The organism is Pseudomonas sp. FG47 (genome assembly GCF_057809115.1).
Genome location: NZ_JBMDJI010000001.1, coordinates 501,848 through 521,073, shown reverse-complemented (window position 1 = coordinate 521,073; position 19,226 = coordinate 501,848). Strand labels below are relative to the sequence as shown.

General features: G+C 65.5%; 13 protein-coding genes. 5 read left to right on the top strand and 8 right to left on the bottom strand.

Going from position 1 to position 19,226, the window contains the following annotated elements; translation table 11 throughout:
- Positions 1 to 60 precede the first annotated feature (60 nt).
- From ACODS5_RS02410 to ACODS5_RS02400, 3 genes are all read left to right on the top strand, one after another.
- A complete protein-coding gene (locus tag ACODS5_RS02410; RefSeq protein WP_489107815.1) occupies positions 61 to 1,173 on the top strand; it encodes a PepSY-associated TM helix domain-containing protein in 1,113 nt (370 codons plus the stop codon).
- Complete coding sequence (locus ACODS5_RS02405; RefSeq protein ID WP_134689856.1) at positions 1,170 to 1,355, top strand: hypothetical protein; 186 nt, start codon at positions 1,170 to 1,172, stop codon at positions 1,353 to 1,355. Before ACODS5_RS02410 ends, ACODS5_RS02405 begins: the two co-directional genes overlap by 4 nt.
- A gap of 66 nt (positions 1,356 to 1,421) precedes the next feature.
- Positions 1,422 to 4,199: a dermonecrotic toxin domain-containing protein gene (locus ACODS5_RS02400; protein WP_489107814.1), complete on the top strand. Its 2,778-nt coding sequence runs from the start codon at positions 1,422 to 1,424 to the stop codon at positions 4,197 to 4,199.
- Positions 4,200 to 4,342: 143 nt separating this feature from the next.
- Here ACODS5_RS02400 and ACODS5_RS02395 read toward each other — a convergent pair whose 3' ends face one another.
- The 8 genes from ACODS5_RS02395 to glnE form a co-directional block, all read right to left on the bottom strand.
- Entirely contained in the window at positions 4,343 to 5,785 is a 1,443-nt protein-coding gene (locus ACODS5_RS02395) for a lipopolysaccharide kinase InaA family protein (protein ID WP_489107813.1), read from the bottom strand.
- Positions 5,785 to 6,537, bottom strand: coding sequence for a lipopolysaccharide kinase InaA family protein (locus ACODS5_RS02390; protein WP_134689859.1), 753 nt, complete (start codon positions 6,535 to 6,537; stop codon positions 5,785 to 5,787). Before ACODS5_RS02390 ends, ACODS5_RS02395 begins: the two co-directional genes overlap by 1 nt.
- Entirely contained in the window at positions 6,534 to 7,268 is a 735-nt protein-coding gene (locus tag ACODS5_RS02385) for a lipopolysaccharide kinase InaA family protein (RefSeq protein WP_134689860.1), read from the bottom strand. The genes ACODS5_RS02390 and ACODS5_RS02385 overlap by 4 nt, the downstream gene beginning before the upstream one ends.
- Entirely contained in the window at positions 7,268 to 8,074 is an 807-nt protein-coding gene (gene rfaP, locus ACODS5_RS02380) for a lipopolysaccharide core heptose(I) kinase RfaP (RefSeq protein WP_489107812.1), read from the bottom strand. Before rfaP ends, ACODS5_RS02385 begins: the two co-directional genes overlap by 1 nt.
- Positions 8,071 to 9,195, bottom strand: a complete 1,125-nt coding sequence (locus ACODS5_RS02375) for a glycosyltransferase family 4 protein (protein WP_134689862.1) — start codon at positions 9,193 to 9,195, stop codon at positions 8,071 to 8,073. The genes rfaP and ACODS5_RS02375 overlap by 4 nt, the downstream gene beginning before the upstream one ends.
- Positions 9,195 to 10,253 carry a lipopolysaccharide heptosyltransferase I gene (waaC, locus tag ACODS5_RS02370; protein WP_134689863.1) on the bottom strand — a complete coding sequence of 353 codons (1,059 nt, stop codon included), beginning with the start codon at positions 10,251 to 10,253 and terminating at the stop codon, positions 9,195 to 9,197. The genes ACODS5_RS02375 and waaC overlap by 1 nt, the downstream gene beginning before the upstream one ends.
- A complete protein-coding gene (gene waaF, locus ACODS5_RS02365) occupies positions 10,254 to 11,303 on the bottom strand; it encodes a lipopolysaccharide heptosyltransferase II (protein WP_489107811.1) in 1,050 nt (349 codons plus the stop codon).
- A gap of 225 nt (positions 11,304 to 11,528) precedes the next feature.
- Positions 11,529 to 14,462: a bifunctional [glutamate--ammonia ligase]-adenylyl-L-tyrosine phosphorylase/[glutamate--ammonia-ligase] adenylyltransferase gene (gene glnE / locus ACODS5_RS02360; RefSeq protein WP_489107810.1), complete on the bottom strand. Its 2,934-nt coding sequence runs from the start codon at positions 14,460 to 14,462 to the stop codon at positions 11,529 to 11,531.
- A 383-nt stretch (positions 14,463 to 14,845) separates the two neighbouring features.
- Here glnE and aceE point away from each other — a divergent pair, with 383 nt between their 5' ends.
- Together aceE and aceF are read left to right on the top strand one after the other, a co-directional pair.
- Positions 14,846 to 17,491, top strand: a complete 2,646-nt coding sequence (gene aceE / locus ACODS5_RS02355) for a pyruvate dehydrogenase (acetyl-transferring), homodimeric type (RefSeq protein WP_134689867.1) — start codon at positions 14,846 to 14,848, stop codon at positions 17,489 to 17,491.
- A gap of 13 nt (positions 17,492 to 17,504) precedes the next feature.
- Positions 17,505 to 19,133, top strand: a complete 1,629-nt coding sequence (gene aceF, locus ACODS5_RS02350) for a dihydrolipoyllysine-residue acetyltransferase (RefSeq protein WP_489107809.1) — start codon at positions 17,505 to 17,507, stop codon at positions 19,131 to 19,133.
- Positions 19,134 to 19,226 lie beyond the last annotated feature (93 nt).

Genomic DNA, 19,226 nt, shown 5'->3' with positions numbered 1-19,226 from the left:
CTAGTCCGCTCCTACAGATCGTGGGAGCGGACTAGACCCGCGATTGCGTAAGGAGCCGTGATGAAAAGCCTAACCATCCGCCGCTGGTCGGCGATCCATACCTGGAGCAGCCTGGTGTGCACGCTGTTCCTGCTGCTACTGGCACTGACCGGCCTGCCGCTGATCTTCCACCACGAACTGGAACACCTGCTGGGCGACGCTCCCGAACTGCGCGAGATGCCCGCCGGCACCCCGCACCTGGACCTGCAACAACTGGTGCTCAAGGCCGAGCAGCACCGCCCCGGCGAGGTGATGCAGTACTTCGGCTACGAAGCAGACGAACCCAACGGCGTGGTGGCGATCATGGCCGCCACCGCCGGCACCCACCCTGATTTGTCTCACACCTTCATGCTCGACGCCCGCACCGGCGAGGCCGTGGCCATGCCAGCGGCCAACGGCGGCTTGATGATGACCTTCCTGCGCCTGCACGTGGACATGTTCGCCGGCCTGCCCGGCAAGTTGCTGCTGGCCTTCATGGGCGTATTGTTCGTGGTGGCGATCGTCTCTGGCACCGTGCTTTACGCACCGTTCATGCGCCGCTTGAAGTTCGCCACGGTGCGCCACGACAAGTCCACGCGCCTGCGCTGGCTCGACCTGCACAACCTGATCGGCGTGGTCACCCTGACCTGGGCCCTGGTGGTCGGTGTCACCGGGGTGATCAGTGCCCTGTCGGACCTGGTGATCGCCGCCTGGCGCAACGACAGCCTGGCGGCCATGGTCGCCCCCTACCGCGATGCTCCGCCGCTCACCGAGCGCGCGCCCGCCACCCGGCTGCTGACGATCGCCGAACAGGCCGCGCCCGGCATGCGCCCGGATTTCATCGCCTTCCCTGGCACGCGCTTCTCCAGCGAACACCATTATGCGGTGTTCATGAACGGCGCCACGCACCTGAGCGCGCACCTGTTCACGCCAGTGCTGATCGACGCCCGCACCCTCGAGGTGACCGCCGTCGGCGATCGCCCCTGGTACATGGACGCCATGGGCCTGTCGCAACCCTTGCACTTCGGCGACTACGGCGGCCGGCCGATGCAGATTCTCTGGGCGCTGCTCGATGTACTGACCATCGTCGTGCTGTGCAGCGGCCTGTACCTGTGGTGGGGTAAACAGCGTAAACCAAGGGAGCCACGCTCATGAGCCATGCCTCGCAATCAACCCGCAGGATTTTCGCCTGGCCACTGCTGATCGCCCTGCTCAGCGGCGCCGGTCTGTTCGCCGCGCTGCTCGGCGACGGCATCTGGGACGGCCTGGCCTGGCTAGGCCTGGGGCTCTCGGCGGCACTGGGGCTGAGCGGCTTCTGGCGACGCCGGCAACCATAGCCGGCTACCACCTCGACCAGGCCAGTCATCGGCATGGTGGGTGCTTGACCCGCCAGGAGCCCGATCATGACCCCTCTCGAACGCCTCACGGCCCTTGACGCGCGCATCAGCGAGCTGCAACAGGGCCAACCCAGCCTCGACCCCAATCTCGCCCCACAACAGCAGCGTCAGCACTTCTTCAGCGAGCTGGCCAGTTTCTGGAGTACCCAGGGCAGCGATGGGGTGCGCCGCCAGCAAGCCCTAGCCCAGCTACGCCAACAGCAAATACAGGCAGAACTCGAACTGCGCCTGGCCGATGCAACCCTCGATGACACCGACGAACTCCTCCTGCGCACCTGCCTGGCCTCTCCCTCGGCCTGGCAGCGGCAAGCCACCGCGCAACCACGTGCAGAAGTCTTTCGCCCCTGGTTCAGCACGCACACCCCGAACCGACGCTGCCATCTACCCGGCACCTTGGTGATCGTCGCCGCGCCACAGGGCGCCGAAGTCATTCCGGGCCTGGTCCGCGGCAAGGCCTTGCTCTGCAGCCTGCCCCATGGAATAGAAGCCTTCCCCAGCCTGATGGACCTGCATGTCGAGCTGTGCGAACGCCTCGACGATCCTTTGCAATCCCAGGCACTGTTGAACCTGGTGAGCCGCGACGCGGACCGAGCGATCATTGAGCAGGCCGATCGCCTGCGCTACGAATGGTACCCAGACGATCCCTTCGCCTATCAGGCCCAGGCCCTGATCGAACAGCAACGTACCCGGCTCACCAGCGCCTGGCCCCCAGCATCGAGCGTGCTCATCGACCTGCTGGACCTGAAAGCCCAGATTGGCAGCCAGCTACCCCTGGCCACGCGTTACGCCCTGCTGCTGGAGAAGCATCTGCCCGACTGGCTGCGCAACGCGTCAGCAGGTCAACTGGCGCACGTCATGCAAACCCTGCAGGAGCTGGCTGGCGCCATCACCCATGCCAGCGCGCCGGGGTTACTGACGCTTGAGCAATTCCGTCACCAGCATGATCTGCTCAGCTGGGTCCGCGCACGCCTTGGCGAAGGCCTGCGCTGGAACCCTGGCATCGATATCCCGCCCGAGGACATCCGCGTCAGCGTCACCCTCGCCCGCCGCAAGGGCCCGCTGGTCAACCCCTTGCAGCCCTCGGCATACATTGCCGTCAACAGCCGGCCTCATGCAGACGAAACCGTCGAGCTCATCCCCATGACCTACAGCCTCGAGCAACTGGCCCTGCTCAACATCGCCTGGTTCGATGTCGACTACTGGCTCACCGCTCGGGTACACCTGGATGACGGCGAGGCCATACCGGCGTTGACCCCGGCACGGGTCAAGGCCCTGGTGCGCAATCTCGACGCCGGCACCAGCTACAACCGTTTCCTGCGCCGCAACCTGCTCGATTCGGGACACGCACAGTGGCGCCGCGAGGCCCATGCGCGCCTGAACCGCGCGCGCATGCACGCGGAGGCCGCCAAGGCCCGCTATGCCGGGCACTTCCTGGTTGGCACGATGGAACGTGGCTACCGCTGGGCACGGGCCGTGATCGAGCACCCCCACAGTGCAGAACGTTTCACCGCCGAGGGGGAGCGGATCAGCGTGCGCCAGTTGATCCTCAAGGGGCATACCGTGCACGGCCTGCTCCTGCTCACCCAGGATGCGCCCCACAGCACTAGCGTGGTGATCTATGCCCCAGACGCACCCGACCGGCGTCCCTGGCGGGAATATCGGACAACCCGCGAGGTACTGCGCGACCTGCGCGGCAACCCTGCGCTACGCCAATACGTGAGCGACCGCATGCCACTGGCCAACCCCAGTAAAACCGGCGAGCTGCTGCGCAAGGGGCGCCTCGGCCCGCATGTGCGGCGTCCACTCATCACCGGCAACCTGTTCGATGAGGTCTATCGCGCCGAGGTCCGTGGCCTGATGGCGCAAACCGATGCCAGTAGCCGCAGCAACCGTGAACTGCTCGGCCGTGTCGGCCTGGATACGTTGCGCATCCTGCTCGACCTGCTCAGCCTGGCCCTGCCCTACCCCGCCATGGCCGCGCTGGCGTTCGGCCGGTTGTGCATCTCCGTGCTCGACGGGGTGCAAGCCATGGGCGAGGACAATCAACAGGAAGCCTTGCATCACGCGTTCGCGGCCCTGAGCCACTCGCTCGACGCACTGAACAATCTGGTCGATGGCGTAAGCCCCCTACCAGCTGGCGTCAAGGGTTTCTCCGGATCAACGCTGATGCGGCGTGCCATACGGGGACTGCCGCCGCCCCGGCCGCTGACACTGCCGCCACGGTATGCACTGCCCGTGGAAACCAGCACGTTGCGCTATCGCCTCGACGGTATCCATGGCGAAGGGGTCTTCGAAAAGCTCGGTGCCAACGCCGGACTGAACCAGTACTTCATCCGCGATGGCCAAGGGCGCCACTACCACGTCAGTTTTGATGGGCAACGGTGGCGTGTGAGCGACCCCAGGCAACCAGACGCCTACATCAAACAGCCACTCAAGCGCCTGCAGGACGGGAACTGGGTGATCGATTCGCCGGTGCTTTGGCATGACGGGCTACCCAATGTGCGGCAACTGCTGGATGACTGCCAATTGGTGTCCCAACTAAATGGGATGCCGGTGGACGGGGAGTCCGCGCTGTTCGATGCCGAGGGTGTGCTGTACCTGCAAGTCAACGACCGGCAGCTACCCGTGCGCAGGCATCTGCTGGCCGGGCATTACCACTTGCAGATGCCCCAAGGCGTGCCAGGTGCCGTGGGGGCCTGGGCGGTGCTGCGCAAGGTCGAGGGGGCGTGGCGGATCCGCATCCGCCAGGCCGGGCGCAGCAGTGACTGGCTGGCGTTGGCATAAACCCGGCGACGTGAAGGATGGCACCGGCTTCGCCGGCAAGGTCGGCTCCTGCACGGTTGCAGCCTGCCTCAGGCCCGTAGGAGCCAGCCTTGCTGGCGAACCAGACGACGCGGTGGATGGCGCGGTCCCGGGCTCAGCGCGCCTCACTCGGCCAGGCGCGGCAACACCTCATCCAGCCGTCGGTGCAGGGCGCTGCCGCTGGGCCAGTTACGCAGCAAACGTGCCCGGTCCCGGGCAAACGCAGGGGCAAAGCTCAACTGCGTGGCGTGCTGGCACATCGCATCAAGGTCGATCAGCGACCACTGGCCATCCTGCCAGAACAGGTTGTGGCCCTTGAAATCACCGTGGCTGATGCGTTCACGGATCAGTTGCTGCATCAGCCGTACCAGGGCATCGACCTGCTCGTCAGCTGCCTCGCCGCTGTCGATGAAGGGCGCGAAGCAGGCGATCAGGTCCGGGCCGTCGGCATGCTCGGTCAGCAGGTAGGCACGGCTGCGCAGGCCCAAGGTGCGTTGTTCCAGCACCGCCAACGGCTTGGGCGTGGCGATGTCGAGGAACTCCAGGCGGTGGCCTTCGATCCACGAATGCCAGGCCCGGCTCGGGCGCCAGAAGCGCTTGAACCAGTGCGCGGTGTTCTTGATGTTGTAGCGTTTGAGCACCAACCTGCGCCCGCCAACCTCGATGCGCGCCACGCTGGCCGCGCCGCCGGTCTTGTACAGGTGGCCCTGGTCGATCAACGCGTCGGCCTGTTCCAGCACCGGCAACAGCGCCTGAGCTTCGTCGCGACGGACGGCACGCAGGCCGGACAGGCTGCGCTCGACGCTGAATAACGTGCATTCGCGACCCGCTTTGTCCAGGTAATCCTTCAGGCGCCAGGCACGCACCTTGTCCACCTGCTTCTGCAAGGCTTCCAGCGGCAGCGCGTGCTCGGCGTTGGCCAGAATGTAATGCACCAGCGCCTCTTCCATGAACGGCTCAAGACGCTTGGGCAACTGGGCGAAGAACACGCCGAGGTTTTCCAGCACGCGCTGGCGCGACAGCTGCTGACCGGGGGTCTCGGCCTTGATGCCGGCACCATCGATCAGGTACAGCTGGCCGTCCTGGCGCAACAGGTTGTCCAGGTGCAGATCCTCCTGCCACAGGCCTTTGGCATGCATCCGGGCCACGGCGGTCAGCGCCTCGCCGAGCACTAGGTGCTGCTCATCGGCGAGCATTGGCAGGTGTTCGACAGCGGCCCAGGCCTCGCTCAGGCTTTCGCCATGGTCGAGGTACTCGAACAACAACCAGCCACCCTCGCCCTCCTTGAGGCCATCGGCCAGCAACCGCGGGGTAGTCAGGCCCTGCCCGGCCAGCAAGCGGGCGCCGTCCAGCTCACGCTGGAAGTGCCGGGCGGCATTGCCGCCGACCAGCAGCTTGGCCAATACCTTGGTGCCCCGCCAGATCCCGGCGCCGACATAACGCTGGCCCGGCAGCACGCGCAGCAGGCTGAGCAGTTGCAGATCGGCCGGGCCCGCGGCGTCGGCGAGGGTGACAGTCAGTGGCAATGCCGGACTGCGCCCGGCGTGCTTGAGTTCGGACAAACGCATCAGCGGGCCTCTTTATGGCGACGGCGTTGCAGCAAGCGGTGCAACCAGGTATCGACCGGCGCACTGTGCACAGGCTGCGCCAGGTAAGCGCCCAGCAGTACCCGCACATCCTCCTCGCCCCAGGCATCGGCTCGACGCAGCAGCGGCTCCAGGTCCTTGAGGCGGTCACGCATGCCGAACAGCAGCGGCCGGGTCTTTTCCAGGTCGATCAGCTGGGCCTGCCAGCCTTCGCGGCGCTCGCGCAGGAAAATGTGCTTGGGGTAGAAGCAGCCGTGCACCTGGCCGGCCGCGTGCAGGGTGCGGGCCAATTGGCCGCAGGCCTGGAGTATGCCAGTGCGTTGGGCCTCGGGTAGCTGTGGCCACTGCGCCAGCAACTGATCCAGGTCGGTCCACTCGTCCAGCGCGCGGGTCATGAGGATCGCGCGGTGCTCGCCTGCCTGCTTGCGCTCGCCATAGAACACCGCCTGCAAGGCCGGGATGTCGAGTTTTTGGTAGCGGCTGATATTGCGGAACTCACGGGCGAAGGTCGGCTCGCCGAAGGGCCGGTGCAGGGTACGGGTCAAGTAGTCGCTCTGGCGCTTGAGGTAGTAACCCTTGCCCTCGAGCTCCAGGCGAAACACGCTGCTCCAGCCGCCACGGCCGGTGTTGGGCTCGTCCACGGCGTCCAGTTGCAGCGCCCACAGCGCGTCGAAGTCGCCCAGGCCATGGCGTTGCAGCAGCGCCTGGTCGGCGCTGGCCAGGTAGTCGGTCATTCCCTTCCCTCGAAAAAGCTCAGCACCTGGCGGATCCGCTTCTTGTCACGGCCGTTGAGGCGCTCGCGACCACGGTATTGCAGGTAGAAACGCAGGCGCTGGGTCGACGACAGGTGATACTTGGCGACCTTGTCCAGACAGGCCAGGTCCTTGATCATCCGGTGCCGCCACATGAAACCGCGCCAAAAGTCGCCCGTCGGGCAGTCGATGAAGAATAGCGTGCCCTGGTCATCGACCAACAGGTTGCGCCATTTCAGGTCGTTGTGGGCAAAACGGTGCTCGTGCATGACCCGCGTGTGCCGCGCCAGTTGCCGGCTGACATGGCCAACCCAGGCACGGTCGGCCAGGCGCGGATCATTGCGCTCGGCCAAGGCCGACAGGTCTTCGGTACGCGGTAGTTCACGGGTGATCATCGCCCCGCGGCCAAATGCCAGGCCGTTGCGCTCCAGGCCCCAGGCCACCACCTCGGCCGTGGGGATGCCCCACTTGGCGAACTGCTTGAGGTTCTGCCACTCGGCCTTGATCCGCGGCCGCCCCAGATAGCGGCGCATGTGCTTGCCGGCGCCGGTATAGCGCTTGACGTAGTAATACACACCGTCGCGCTGGACGCGAATCACCTCGCTGAGTGGGTCCCGGGTGAGGTGCTCGCCCTTGAGCGCGAACACCGCGTCCAAGCTGCCAAAGTCCACCGCCAGGTGTTCGTAGCCCGGCGCCAGTGTCCAACCCGCCATCAGAGTGCATCCCCATAGCGTTGCTTGCGATCGTAGAGTTTTTGCGCCTTGCGCTCGAGCCAGGCGAGCAGCGCCGACTCCTCCTTGAGCACCTGGCGCAGCGGGCGCTGGAAATAACCGCGCAAGAAACGCAGCTTGTCGCGACGCGTAAGGCCGATGTCCAGGGCCGAGAAATACAGGGCGGCCAGGTCCTTGTCGCGCCAGCGCCGGGTGATGGTCGCCCGGGTCTGGGCGCGGTGCAGGTCGATCACCGACAGCTTGAAGTCGTCCGCGGTCACCGGGCGGTCGGTGTGCAGCAGGAAGTGACAGATATAGCAGTCGCGGTGGTTGACCCCGGCGCGGTGCATACCGCCGGTCATCTTCGCCACCTCGGCGATCAAGGCGCGCTTGAGACGCGGCTCGGGCGGCTGCTTGAGCCAATCGATGCTGAAATCTTCCAGGCTGATGGTCGGCGCCAGTTCTTCGGTCACGATGAACGAATGCTGGGTCGCCGGGTTGCTGCCACGCTCGCCATAGGCCACCGCGGTCATGGTCGGCACGCCTACCTCATGCAAGCGCTGAATGGCCCGCCACTCCTGGCCGGCACCCAATACCGGCAGCTTGGCGCTGAACAGGTTCTTGAAGATCTCGCCCCAGCCGATGCCACGGTGGATCTTGACGAAGAAGCCTGCGCCGTCGACTTCGGTGCGCAACGTGCGGCGGCCTTCCAGCTCGCGGTATACCTCGCCTTGCAGTTGCTCGACGGCCTCGAATGGGTCGCGCTCGGCCCACAGGCGCTTGAACGGCTCGGCCAGCATCAGTTTCATGGGCGCTCCTGGGCCAGGATCACGTCGGCGGCATGCTGCGGCATGCTGTACAGGTCGGCGCTGGCGGCGAAGGCCACGCCATTGCGCGACCAAGCCGCACGCGCCTCGCTGTCTTCGAGCATGCGTTGCAGATAGCGATTGAGCTGCTCCTGCTCGAACGGCTCGTCCAGCACCAGGCCGCTGTCGGCCTCGGCGATGTAGTGGGCATAGCCACAGACCTTGGACACCAGCACCGGCAGCCCGGCGACCAGCGCCTCGAGCAGCACGGTGCCGGTGTTTTCGTTGTAGGCCGGATGAATCAGCAAGTCGGCACCGAGCAGGAAACGCGGGATGTCGCTGCGGCCCTTGAGGAACTGCACCTGGTCACCCAGGCCGAGCGCGGTGCTTTGCACCTGGAACAGCTTGGGATCGTCCTGGCCGATGACCATCAGCCGGGTGCGCTTGCGCAGCGCCGATGGCAGCGCGGCCAGGGCCTTGAGGCTACGGTCCACGCCCTTGGTCTTGAAGCCCGAGCCGATCTGCACCAGCAGCAGCTCGTCGTCGGCCAGGCCGAACTCACGACGGAACTCGGCGCGGATCGCCTCGGCATCGGCCGGGCGTCGGCGATCCTGGGAAATCCCCGGTGGCAGCAGGTGGAAACGTGCTTCAGGGGTGCCGTAGTGCTTGATGAACAGCGGCTGCTGCACCTCGGAGATCATCAGGATCTCGGTGCGTGCGTCCTTGGCGAACACCGCTCGCTCATAGTCGGCGAAATGACGATAACGGCCCCAACGGCGGTACAGGCCGCCGCGCAGGGTCTGGGCCTTGTCCTCGAAGCAGCCGTCGGCGGCGTAATACACGTCCAGGCCCGGCATCTTGTTGAAGCCGATCAGGCGATCGACCGGGCGCTTGGCCAGGTCCGCTTCCATCCAGGCGCTGAGCTTCTCGTTGCGCCGATGGTTGAACAACGCCTTGACCGGTGCCACCAGCACCTCGAAGCCCGGCGGAATGTCACCTTCCCAGATCAGCGTGTACACGCGGATCTGGTGGCCGCGTTTCTGGCACTCAAGGGCGATGCGCATGAAATCGCGCTGCAGCCCGCCAAAGGGGAAATACTTGTAGAGCACAAAAGCCAGTTGCATCAACGAACATCCTCAGCCAGCAGCAGCGCGCTCAAGCGGCCCGCCACATGCTCGGGATTCAGGCGAGTGAAGCACAGCGGCCACTCGCGTTTGAGATCGAACCGGCGCAGGTCCTCGGCGCTCGGTTTGTAGGTGCACTTCTTCTGCAGGCACGGCGCGCAGGGGAAGTCGCTCGCCTGGTGGATCTGGGCGCGTCCGTAGGCACCGGTCAGACCAGGGTTGGTGGGGCCGAACAGGGAAATGGTCGGCACATCCAGGGCGGCGGCCAGGTGGCCGAGGCCGGTGTCCACCGCCACGCAGGCCTTGGCGGCCGCCAGTACGCGGGCAACGCCGACCAGGTTCAACTTGGGCAGTACCTGGCAGTTATTCAAGCCCTGGGCGATGCGCTCGGCGCGGGCCTTTTCCGCCGGGTTGCCCCACGGCAGCATCACTTGCAGCTTGCGCCGGCCCATGCGTTCGGCCAACTCACGCCAGTAGGATTCGGGCCAGTGCTTGGTGGCCCAGGTGGTGCCGTGCAGGAACACCACATAGGGCGCCGCTGGCGGCAGTTGCAGGCGGTTGAGATCCAGGCCGTAGTTGCCCAGCCCTTCGGGCAGGTCGTAGGCCAGGGCCAGGGCAAACAGTTGGCGCACGCGCTCGACGGCATGCTGGCCAACCGCGACCGACAGCCGCCGGTCATAAAAGCGGCTGGCCAAGCCTTCACGCGCCGAATAGCGGTCCAGGCCAGCCACCGGCGCCTTCACGTAGCGGGTCAGCCAGGCCGATTTGACCAGGCCCTGGGCATCGATCACCAGGTCGTACTTGCGCGCGCGCAGGCGTTGCTTGAATGCCTTCCACTCACCGCTCTTGAGGGTCTGCCAGAGGTTCTTGCGCCAGCGGCGGATCGCCACCGGGATCACCTGGTCGACCGCTGGGTGCCAGCTGGGGATCTCGGCGAAGCCCTCTTCCACCACCCAGTCGAAACGAATGCCGGGGATGGCGTGGGCGGCGTCGGTGAGCGCCGGAAGGGTATGGATGACGTCGCCCAGCGACGACGTCTTGATGATCAGCACCCGCACTCAGTCGACCTCGGCCACGGTATCGATCAGGTTAGGCCCACCCAGGCTGTGCAGGGCGGCGATGACTTTCGCCGGCTCCAGCAGCCGCAGGCAGTTGTAGTGACCGAAACGGCAGGTGCGCTCGAAGCACGGGCTGCACTCGATACCGGTGCGCACCACCTCGACCTGCTCGGCCAATGGCGGGGTGAAGCCCGGCGAAGTAGAGCCGTACACCGCCACCAGCGGGCGGTTGAGGGCCGCGGCCACGTGCATCAGGCCAGAGTCGTTGGAAACCACCGCGCTGGCGCAGGACATCAGGTCGATTGCCTCGGCCAGCGAGGTCTCGCCGGCCAGGTTGCTGGACTCTTCGCGCAGGCCCGGGATCAGCCGGTCGCGGATCTGTTCGCCGACCGGGTGATCGTTCTTCGAACCGAACAGCCACACCTGCCAGCCCTGGCGGATCATGGCATCGGCCACCTCGGCGTAGTGCTCGGCGGGCCAGCGCTTGGCTTCGCCGAACTCGGCCCCCGGGCACAGGGCCAGCACCGGGCGGTCCAGCGCCAGCCCGAACTTGGCCAGGGCGGCGTCGCGGCTGGCGGCTTCTATCTGCAGGCTCGGCCGCGGATATGGCTGCGGCAGCTCGGCACCTGGGGCATAGGCCAGGGCCATGAAGCGTTCGATCATCAGCGGGTAGCGCGCCTTGTCCAGCTTGCGCACATCGTTGAGCAGCAGGTAGCGCATCTCGCCGCGCCAGCCGGTGCGCTTGGGGATACCGGCAAAGTACGGCACCAGCGCCGACTTGAGCGAGTTGGGCAGCAGGATCGCCTGGTCGTACTGGCCGGCCAGGGACTTGCCGATGCGCCGCCGCGTGGCCAGCTCCAGGGCGCCGTGGCCGAGCGGGAAGCTCAAGGCCTGGCGCACTTCGGGCATGCGCTCGAGGATCGGCCGGCTCCACTCGGGGGCCAGCACATCGATCGCGCAGTCGGGATGCTGTTGCTTCAGGCACTGGAACAGGGTCTGCGCCATCACCATGTCGCCGACCCAGCTGGGGCCAATGATCAGTATTCTCATGCTTTATCCAGAAACATTCGGGGAGGCTGCAGGCTGCGCTACAACCTGGCCTCCCCTCTTTATATTCAGGCTATGTGGCGGACAGTGTACCACCGGTGTCGGGCCATGGACCTTTGGGGCTGCTATGCAGCCCTATCGCGACACAAGGCCGCTCCTACAGGAGATCGCATTTCCCTGTAGGAGCGGCCTTGTGTCGCGATAGGGCCGCACAGCGGCCCCAAAATCTCAAGCCAGGCCCAATTCCCCCCAGATCCGCCTTACCTCACGGCGCTCATCGGCGAACTGCGCGGCATCGATCACCCCCGCCTGCTTCTGCAAGGCCTGGCGGTGCGAGGCCGAGCGGAACGCCTTGTACACCTCGCGCAGCAACACCGCATCGGCGGCGGGCATCAGCGCGGCCTGCTCCAGCTCTTCGAGGATGCGGATATTGTCGGTCCAGCGCAGTATCGCCGGATGCGCGTGGGACCACGCCAAAGCGGCGTATTGCACCATAAATTCGATATCGACGATACCGCCGGCATCCTGCTTGATATCGAACGGCTGGCCGGCGTCGAAGGCGTTGCCGGCGGTACCTGCGGCAGTACCCTTGGTACCGAGGTTGTCGCGCATCTTGGCGCGCATTTCGCTCACCTCGGCGCGCAGCTTGTCGAGGTCGCGCGGCTGGCCCAGCACCTGCGCCCGCACGCCTTCGAAAGCCTTCGCCACCTGCGGACAACCCACCAGCACCCGGGCGCGCACCAGGGCCTGGTGTTCCCAGGTCCAGGCCTCGTTCTGCTGGTAGCGCTCGAAGGCGCCCAGCGAGCTGACCAGCAACCCCGAGGCCCCCGACGGGCGCAGGCGCATATCGACGTCATACAGCTGCCCGGAGTTGGTCTGGGTAGTCAGCAAATGGATGATGCGCTGGCCCAGGCGGGTGAAGAACTGCGCGCTGTCGATGGGCTTGGCGCCGTCGGTCTCGGCGTTCGGGTCGCCATCGTGGATGAACACCAGGTCGAGGTCGGAGCCATGGCCCAGCTCGATGCCGCCGACCTTGCCATAACCGACGATGATGAAGCCCGGGTCGCACAGGCTGCCGTCACTGCGCTTGGGCTGGCCATGGCGCGCCACGGTCTGGCGCCAGGCCAGGGCCAGCACCTGGTCGAGGATCGCCTCGGCCAGCCAGGTCAGGTAGTCGCTGACCTTCATCAACGGCAGGTTGCCGCTGATCTCGGACGCCGCCACCCGCAGGCTGTGGGCCAGCTTGAAGTGGCGCAGGGCCTCCATTTGCTGCTCGAGGTCGTCCTCGGGGATGCGCATCAGGCGCTCGCGCAGCTCGGCGGCCAGTTCCGGGGCCAGTGGCGGGCTGAACAACCGGCCTTCGTTGAGCAGCTCGTCGAGCAGCAGCGGGTAGCGGGCCATCTGTTCGGCGATCCACGGGCTGGCGGCGCACAGGGTCAGCAAGCGGCGCAAGGCCCCGGGATTCTCGGTCAGCAGCACCAGGTAGGCCGAGCGCCGCGCCACCGCCTCTACCAGAGGCAGCACGCGCTCGAGCACCAGGTCGGGGTTGTCGTGTTCCACGGCCTGGGCCAGCAGGCGCGGAATGAAGGCGTCCAACCGCTCACGACCAATGCGCTGCATCGAGCGCAAGGTCGGGCTGACGCGCAAGGCGTTGAGCCGGCGCAAGGCTTCGGCGGGCTGGCGGAAGCCGGCCTCTTCCAACTGCCGCCCGGCGGCCTCTTCATCCTGGGCCTGCTCCCACAACGGCGACCATTCGCCGCCCACCACCAGCTCGCCCTCGGCGTCGTCTTCGTCCGGGTCGGCGATCACCTGGCGGAAGTGCCAGTCAACCCGCCCGCGCCAGTGCATCAATTGCCCGTGGAAGCTGTCCCAGTCGGCATAGCCCAACATATAAGCGATGCGCGCACGGTCGGTCTGGTCGTCCGGCAGCATCTGCGTCTGGCGATCGGCGATGGCCTGGATGGCGTGCTCGGTGTAGCGCAGGAACTCATAGCCCTCGCGCAGCTCGGCCACCACCGCCGGCGGCAGGTAACCCTGCCCTTCCAAAGTGCCCAGCACTTTTAACAGCGGCCGCTGCTGCAGGCTCAGGTCACGCCCGCCATGAATCAACTGGAATGCCTGGGCGATGAACTCCACTTCACGGATGCCCCCGGCACCCAGCTTGATGTTCTCGGCCATGCCCTTGCGCCGCACTTCCTGCTGGATCAGCTGCTTCATGGTGCGCAGCGCCTCGATGGCGGAGAAGTCCAGGTAACGGCGGTAGACGAACGGACGCAGCATGTCCTGCAACTGGGCACCAGCGGCCTGGTCCCCGGCCACCACCCGCGCCTTGATCATCGCGTAGCGCTCCCAGTCGCGCCCCTGGTCCTGGTAGTACTGCTCCAAGGCATTGAAGCTGAGCACCAACGCGCCGGCCGAACCGTAGGGGCGCAGGCGCATGTCGACGCGGAACACGAAGCCATCGCCGGTGACCGGGTCGAGCGCCTTGATCAGCCGCTGGCCCAGGCGGGTAAAGAACTCCTGGTTGTCCAGCGAACGTTTCACGCCCTCGGTTTCCCCGCCTTCGGGGAAAGCGAAGATCAGGTCGATGTCGGACGACAGGTTCAGCTCCACCGCCCCCAGCTTGCCCATGCCCAGCACCACCAACTGCTGCGGCTGGCCGCTGCGGTTACCCATGGGCGTGCCGAACTGCTGGCAGTGGCGCGGGTACAGCCATTGATAGGCTTCGTCGATGCTGGCGTCGGCCAGGTCGGACAGGTCGCGGCAGGTTTCGGCCAGCGCCGCCTGGCGGGTCAGGTCACGCCAGATGATGCGCACCTGCTGGCGATTGCGCTCGCGGCGCAGGTTGCGCGCCAGTTCGTCCTCACTCTGCGCGGCCTGGGCGGCGGCATGGATCCGCGCGCGCAGCTCGCCCGGGGCGAAGGCCCGGCCCATCTCGCCCGTGGCCAGCAGCTCGAACAGCATCGCCGGATCGCGCTGGGCCTGGGCCAGCACGAAATCACTGGCGGCGGCCACCTGGTCGAACTGCTGGCGCTGCTCGGCGCTCCAGATGTCGGTAGCCAGGCCAGGATGGGCGGTCAGGGCGTCCGCCAGGAATTGTCGATTGCGGGCGACCAGCGGTTGGAGAGCGGCAGGCAGATCGAGCGGCAAAGGCAGGCGCATGGTCTATCCTTGATCGGCGTGAATGAGAGGGGTTGAGGGGGTCAAGCGCAGGCTGGACCACGGTTGGACTGTCGTACAAAAGTTGGAAATAGCTGAAATAGCTGAAAGATTGGCAAAAAACATCGGAATTTACCCACTAGCAACACAGCGCCAACCAACATGAACGTTTTTCCTCACAACCCAGGGTGCGACCAAACGTCGCATTTGTGTAGTTTTACTACTACCCTCGCCGTGCGAAAGCATGAAATGCGAATCCATTTGTAGTAAAACTACACCGCGCCGGATGACTGTCCGGTAATCCAAGAATTCACGACGTCTGCCCATAAGGCCAGTCGCAAACTCAGGCCATCGATTCTGGTGGCCTTTCCGCCCTGGAGCAAGCCATGCAAGACCTCGATCCAATCGAAACCCAGGAATGGCTGGATGCCCTGGAGTCGGTCCTCGACAAAGAAGGCGAAGACCGCGCTCATTACCTGATGACCCGCATGGGCGAGCTGGCCACCCGCAGTGGCTCCCAGCTGCCGTACGCAATCACCACGCCATACCGCAACACCATCCCTGTCACCCACGAAGCACGCATGCCTGGCGACCTGTTCATGGAACGCCGCATTCGCTCGATGGTGCGTTGGAACGCGCTGGCCATGGTGATGCGCACCAACCTGAAGGACTCGGACCTGGGCGGCCACATCTCCAGCTTCGCCTCCAGTGCCACCCTGTACGACATCGGCTTCAACTACTTCTTCCAGGCCCCGACCGAAGAACACGGCGGCGACCTGATCTTCTTCCAGGGCCACGCATCGCCAGGCGTCTACGCCCGCGCCTTCATGGAAGGCCGCATCAACGAAGACCAAATGAACAACTTCCGCCAGGAAGTCGACGGCAACGGCCTGTCTTCGTACCCGCACCCGTGGCTGATGCCTGACTTCTGGCAGTTCCCAACCGTGTCGATGGGCCTGGGCCCGATCCAGGCGATCTACCAGGCACGTTTCATGAAGTACCTGGAAGCGCGCGGCTTCATCCCCGCCGGCAAGCAGAAGGTCTGGTGCTTCATGGGCGACGGCGAGTGCGACGAGCCGGAATCCCTGGGCGCAATCGCCCTGGCCGGCCGCGAGAAGCTGGACAACCTGATCTTCGTCATCAACTGCAACCTGCAGCGCCTCGATGGCCCGGTTCGCGGCAACGGCAAGATCATCCAGGAACTCGAAGGCGTGTTCCGTGGCGGTGGCTGGAACGTCAACAAGGTGGTCTGGGGCCGTTTCTGGGACCCACTGCTGGCCAAGGACACCAACGGTGCCCTGCAGCGCCGCATGGACGAAGTCATCGACGGCGAGTACCAGAACTACAAGGCCAAGGACGGCGCGTACGTCCGTGAGAACTTCTTCAACACCCCAGAGCTCAAGGCCATGGTCGAAGACCTGTCCGACGACGAGATCTGGAAGCTCAACCGTGGCGGCCACGACCCGTACAAGGTCTACGCGGCATACCACCAGGCGGTGAACCACAAGGAGCAGCCGACCGTCATCCTGGCCAAGACCATCAAGGGTTACGGTACCGGTGCCGGCGAAGCCAAGAACACCGCGCACAACACCAAGAAGGTCGACGTCGAAAGCCTGCGTCACTTCCGTGACCGCTTCGACATCCCGGTCAAGGATGCCGACCTCGAGAACCTGCCGTTCTTCAAGCCCGAAGAAGGTTCCGCCGAAGCCAAGTACCTGGCCGAGCGCCGCGCCGCCCTGGGCGGCTTCGTGCCACAGCGCCGCGCCAAGAGCTTCAGCGTGCCGACCCCGCCACTGGAAACGCTCAAGGCAATCCTGGACGGCTCGGGCGACCGCGAAATCTCCACCACCATGGCCTTCGTGCGCATCCTGGCGCAGTTGGTCAAGGACAAGGACATCGGCCAGCGCATCGTCCCGATCATCCCGGACGAAGCCCGTACCTTCGGTATGGAAGGCATGTTCCGCCAGCTGGGCATCTACTCGTCGGTCGGCCAGCTCTACGAGCCAGTCGATAAAGACCAGGTGATGTTCTACCGCGAGGACAAGAAGGGCCAGATCCTCGAGGAAGGCATCAACGAAGCCGGCGCCATGTCGTCGTTCATCGCTGCCGGCACCTCGTACAGCTGCCACAACCAGCCGATGCTGCCGTTCTACATCTTCTACTCGATGTTCGGCTTCCAGCGCATTGGCGACCTGGCCTGGGCCGCTGGCGACAGCCGCACCCGTGGTTTCCTGATCGGCGGTACCGCCGGCCGTACCACCCTCAACGGTGAAGGCCTGCAGCACGAAGACGGTCACAGCCACATGATGGCGGGCACCATCCCGAACTGCCGCACCTACGATCCGACCTACGGCTACGAGCTGGCGGTGATCATCCAGGACGGCATGAAGAAGATGACCGAAGAGCAACAGGACATCTTCTACTACATCACCGTGATGAACGAGTCGTACCAGCAGCCAGCCATGCCGGCCGGTGTCGAGGACGGCATCATCAAGGGCATGTACCTGCTCGAGGAAGACACCCGCGAAGCCGCGCACCACGTCCAGCTGATGGGCTCCGGCACCATCCTGCGCGAAGTCCGCGAAGCTGCGAAGATCCTGCGTGAAGAGTTCAACGTCGGCGCCGACGTTTGGAGCGTCACCAGCTTCAACGAACTGCGTCGCGACGGCCTGGCCGTGGAACGCGCCAACCGCCTCAAGCCTGGCCAGAAGCCACAGCAGACCTACGTCGAGCAGTGCCTGGCCGGTCGCAAGGGCCCGGTCATCGCCTCCACCGACTACATGAAGCTGTTCGCCGAGCAGATCCGCCAGTGGGTGCCGAGCAAAGAGTTCAAGGTCCTGGGTACCGACGGCTACGGTCGCAGCGACAGCCGCAAGAAGCTGCGTCACTTCTTCGAAGTCGACCGCCACTTCGTGGTGCTGGCTGCCCTGGAAGCCCTGGCTGACCGTGGCGAGATCGAACCCAAGGTTGTGGCTGACGCCATCGTCAAGTTCGGTATCGATCCGGACAAGCGCAACCCACTGGACTGCTGAGGAGTATTTTTAAGTGAGCGAACTCATTCGCGTACCTGACATCGGCAGCGGTGAAGGTGAAATCATCGAGCTGTTCGTCAAGGTCGGTGACCGTATCGAAGCAGACCAGAGCCTGCTGACCCTGGAGTCCGACAAGGCCTCCATGGAAATCCCTGCGCCCAAGGCCGGCGTGGTCAAGGAACTGAAGGTCAAGCTGGGCGACCGCCTGAAAGAAGGCGACGAGCTGCTGGTCCTGGAAGTCGAGGGCGCCGCCGCGGCGCCCGAGGCTCCGGCCGCGGCGGCCCCGGCTGCTGCTCCAGCGCCCGCCGCTGAAGCCGCCGCCCCGGCCCCTGCCGCCGCAGCCCCGGCTGCCGCCAGCGTGCAGGACATCCACGTGCCGGACATCGGCTCGTCGGGCAAGGCCAAGATCATCGAAGTGCTGGTCAAGGTCGGCGACACCGTCGAAGCCGACCAGTCGCTGATCACCCTGGAGTCCGACAAGGCCTCCATGGAGATCCCGTCGCCCGCCGCTGGCGTGATCGAAGCCGTGCTGTGCAAGCTGGAAGACGAAGTGGGCACCGGCGACCTGATCTTCAAGATCAAAGCCGCTGGCGCTGCCCCTGCTTCTGCTCCGGCACCAGCCGCCGCTCCGGCCAAGGCTGAGGCTGCTCCAGCCGCGGCGCCTGCCGCTGCCGCCCCGGCTGCTGCCCCTGCTCCGGTCGCCACCGCGCCGGCTGCTGGCAGCAACGCCAAGGTCCATGCCGGCCCTGCCGTTCGTCAGCTGGCCCGTGAATTCGGCGTCGACCTGGGTTCGGTCGCGGCTACCGGTCCGCACGGCCGCATCCTGAAAGAAGACGTGCAGGTCTACGTCAAGGCGATGATGCAGAAGGCCAAGGAAGCCCCGGCTGCCGGCGCTACCGGTGGTGCCGGCATCCCGCCGATCCCTGCCGTGGACTTCAGCAAGTTCGGCGAAGTCGAAGAAGTCGCCCTGACCCGCCTGATGCAGGTCGGTGCCGCCAACCTGCACCGCAGCTGGCTGAACGTGCCGCACGTGACCCAGTTCGACTCCGCCGACATCACCGAGCTGGAAGCCTTCCGCGTGGCGCAGAAGGCCGTGGCCGAGAAGGCTGGCGTCAAGCTGACCGTGCTGCCGCTGCTGCTCAAGGCCTGCGCCTTCCTGCTCAAGGAACTGCCGGACTTCAACAGCTCGCTGGCGCCAAGCGGCAAGGCGATCATCCGTAAGAAGTACGTGCACATCGGCTTCGCCGTGGACACTCCGGACGGCCTGCTGGTCCCTGTGATCAAGAATGTCGACCAGAAGAGCCTGCTGCAACTGGCTGCCGAGGCCGCCGCTCTGGCAGAGAAGGCACGCACCAAGAAGCTGTCGGCCGACGACATGCAGGGTGCCTGCTTCACCATCTCCAGCCTCGGCCACATTGGCGGTACCGGCTTCACGCCGATCGTCAACGCGCCTGAGGTGGCGATTCTCGGTGTGTCCAAGGCAACCATGCAACCGGTCTGGGATGGCAAGGCCTTCCAACCCAAGCTGATGCTGCCGCTGTCGCTGTCCTACGATCACCGTGTGATCAACGGCGCCGCCGCGGCGCGCTTCACCAAGCGCCTGGGCGACGTGTTGGGCGATATCCGCACCATGCTGCTGTAAACCGTTGCTTGCCTGCCCCTGTGTCGAGGGGCAGGTACCCTTTCGAGCTGCCACGCTCGTACCTCAACCCCGCCATCTGGCGGGGCTTTTTTT